Source organism: Lysinibacillus sp. GbtcB16, from assembly GCF_019091145.1.
In the GTDB taxonomy this organism is placed as follows: Bacteria; Bacillota; Bacilli; order Bacillales_A; family Planococcaceae; genus Lysinibacillus; species Lysinibacillus fusiformis.
Map to the genome: position 1 here is coordinate 1 of NZ_JAGXJV010000200.1, position 341 is coordinate 341.

1 protein-coding gene is annotated in these 341 nt (G+C 44.3%); it reads left to right on the forward strand.

Annotated elements, in window-relative coordinates; genetic code table 11:
* Nucleotides 1-341 (forward strand): hypothetical protein (locus KVT27_RS24000; RefSeq protein ID WP_217582111.1); only part of this gene is annotated, 341 nt, incomplete at both ends.

Genomic DNA, 341 nt, shown 5'->3' on the forward strand with positions numbered 1-341 from the left:
CTACCAGTCGTGAAAAAAGCTGCACAAGCAACGACCAAAGCAGTGAAAAATGCTGTAAAACCTAAAAATCTGTTGAATACGCTACAAGTAGGATTAGATATAGTCGGGATGGTCCCAGTTGTAGGAGAAGTAGCGGATGGCGTGAATGGTATTATTTATGCGGCAAGAGGTGACAAGGTCAATGCGGCCCTCTCCTTTGGCGCTATGATTCCAGTAGTCGGCAATGCGGCAACTGCTGGTAAATGGATCAATAAAGGTGCCAAGACAGCGAAGGGTATCAGTGAAAGTGCTCAAAAAGCGAATAAAGGTTTCATAGGCAATGTAAAGGACAAAGTCAACAA